This is a genomic window from Silvimonas sp. (assembly GCF_031291215.1).
GTDB classification, from domain to species: Bacteria; Pseudomonadota; Gammaproteobacteria; order Burkholderiales; family Chitinibacteraceae; genus Silvimonas; species Silvimonas soli.
In genome coordinates, this window is the sequence record NZ_JARLJK010000116.1 from 1 (window position 1) to 1,820 (window position 1,820).

Sequence of the window (1,820 nt, forward strand, 5' to 3'; positions counted from 1 at the left end):
CTGAAACTGTCGCGCAACTGGGCGTGGTTCTTCGTGTTCCTCGCCGTGCTGAACGAAGTGTTGCGCCACTATTTCAACAAGGACAACGGCGGCTTTGCGACCTGGCTGACGATCAAGGTCTGGGGCGTCACCGCGCTGTCGTTCGCCTTCACGTTCGCCCAACTGCCCATGCTGATGCGCCACGGCATGGGCGAAGCGGCGGAAGACGAAGCGGAAACCACCACCCCGCACGATTAGAATTTTAGTGAAATTCAACACGAACCATCATGCCCGACCCGATCCCATACGCGCCGACATAACCCCCATCGTCATACCGGACTTGATCCGGTATCCCGCTTCGTGTTGCAAGCGCACCGCGCGATACAGAAATCGCCAACCCACTGCGGCATCCATCAGTTTGGATGAACCCGAGTGAGAGCCCATGGGCGCGTTTCATCCTCAGCTTCTTGTCGATCATATTGGGCCTGAAGCGATTTATTGCTCGGGTTGCTGTCTTCTGGCACGCTGTTGTCTTTGTAGTGGGTCAGCACAAAGACAACTCGACCATCGCGCGCGAGCCAACGTGCAAGGACATCCAGTTGCATCCCTTGTGTGCGCTGCGACACGGGATGCGTCTCACCTAATTTACCAGGCACACCTTGCAGGGCCTTGCCGTATGCTTCGGGAACGTGGATTGAGCAATCTGGCGTGCCGCCGAAATCATAAACCTACCAATTGCCATCACGAGCTATCTGCCGCCCGAATGTGACCCGCGCGACGCCGCCCTGCCGGATCCTTGCCAGCCATTCCACTCCTGCTAGAGCTTGATTCTCTTCGCAATCGCTATTGCCCGCCCACCCGCAGCTATCGACGTTTTGTCTCAGTCTGGCCAGCGCCCAATTGAGATCACGCAGTTGGACGCAGGTTTTGTCGAAATATGCGGCAAGACCTGCATCCGTACCGTCGATCCCGCCTTCTGCTGTCGGCGGGGCTTGACCCACATCTCGACTGACAAAAGCATAAGCACCAATAGCTGCCAACGCCAGCACGACCGGAAACGGCCAATAACGCTTACGCAGCTTGTTCAAAGGTTTTGCCCTCTCGACCGCACTGCAAGAAACGCCAATTAATGATTACGCGCTGTTTGACCTATTTGCCGAGCGCAGATCCGGGTCGATGGCGCAGCCGTAGTCAGGCGGCGATCTTGCCCGGCTTGGTCAAATCGCCACGCCCGGCGAGCAGGCCTGCTATGGAAATATCCTCGTTCAAACCATCCCAGTGGATACCACTCGGACTGAGGAAAAAATCGGCCCGCTGCTCGGGTGCTCCATGCAAAAGCCGAGGAAACCAAACGAGCGGAACGCCAAGTGTGCGGCCATCTTCCAGTTCGACCCACATTTGCGCATCATCGAAGCGGACGGCGATTGCCCTAGGTGAAGTACTCATTCCACGCCTCCTCGATTTCGCTACGTCGGCTTGCCACGACATCCTGCAAACGCTTGATCGTCCGCGCATCGAAGCCGCAATTGTAGGCCATTTCCACCTCTGGAAACAGCCAGAATTTGGCATCGCCGCCAGCGCGGGCAACGTGGATATGAACCGGCTCGCGAGGATCGCCTTCGTTCGAGTAGAAATGGAACCGAAAGCCGTCAAAGCGGAATACAACAGGCATGGCAGCACCTTGGATTCTAATCTGCCTAAATCTTGATCTGGCTGCCCAGTTCGACGACGCGGTTGGTCGGCAGGCGGAAGAATTCCATCGCGCTGGCGGCGTTGCGCAGCATCCATGAAAACAGTTTCTCGCGCCACACGGCCATGCCCGGCGTGTCTGACGCCAGCAG

General features: G+C 57.3%; 5 protein-coding genes. 1 reads left to right on the forward strand and 4 read right to left on the reverse strand.

The features are described 5' to 3' along the window. Positions 1–237: septation protein IspZ (locus P4L78_RS11725; protein WP_309328252.1), on the forward strand; the 237-nt coding region annotated here is incomplete at its 5' end. Between the two features lie 470 nt (positions 238–707). On the opposite strand, the gene P4L78_RS11730 is transcribed toward P4L78_RS11725, so the two are convergent. The 4 genes from P4L78_RS11730 to P4L78_RS22940 all read right to left on the reverse strand — a co-directional run bounded on the left by P4L78_RS11730 (position 708) and on the right by P4L78_RS22940 (position 1,820). Then, the gene (locus P4L78_RS11730; protein ID WP_309328253.1) at positions 708–1,067 is read right to left on the reverse strand and encodes a hypothetical protein; all 360 of its coding nucleotides are present in this window, start codon (positions 1,065–1,067) and stop codon (positions 708–710) included. A 103-nt stretch (positions 1,068–1,170) separates the two neighbouring features. Next, complete coding sequence (locus tag P4L78_RS11735) at positions 1,171–1,425, reverse strand: DUF2442 domain-containing protein (protein ID WP_309328254.1); 255 nt, start codon at positions 1,423–1,425, stop codon at positions 1,171–1,173. Further along, the gene (locus tag P4L78_RS11740; protein ID WP_309328255.1) at positions 1,409–1,651 is read right to left on the reverse strand and encodes a DUF4160 domain-containing protein; all 243 of its coding nucleotides are present in this window, start codon (positions 1,649–1,651) and stop codon (positions 1,409–1,411) included. The genes P4L78_RS11735 and P4L78_RS11740 overlap by 17 nt, the downstream gene beginning before the upstream one ends. 25 nt (positions 1,652–1,676) lie before the next feature. After that, positions 1,677–1,820: a KUP/HAK/KT family potassium transporter gene (locus tag P4L78_RS22940; RefSeq protein WP_405051547.1), complete on the reverse strand. Its 144-nt coding sequence runs from the start codon at positions 1,818–1,820 to the stop codon at positions 1,677–1,679.

Bases quoted from the DNA above. Each gene is read 5' to 3' on its own strand.
- P4L78_RS11735 (WP_309328254.1), bottom strand. From the start codon at position 1,425: ATGAGTACTTCACCTAGGGCAATCGCCGTCCGCTTCGATGATGCGCAA.
- P4L78_RS11740 (WP_309328255.1), bottom strand. From the start codon at position 1,651: ATGCCTGTTGTATTCCGCTTTGACGGCTTTCGGTTCCATTTCTACTCG.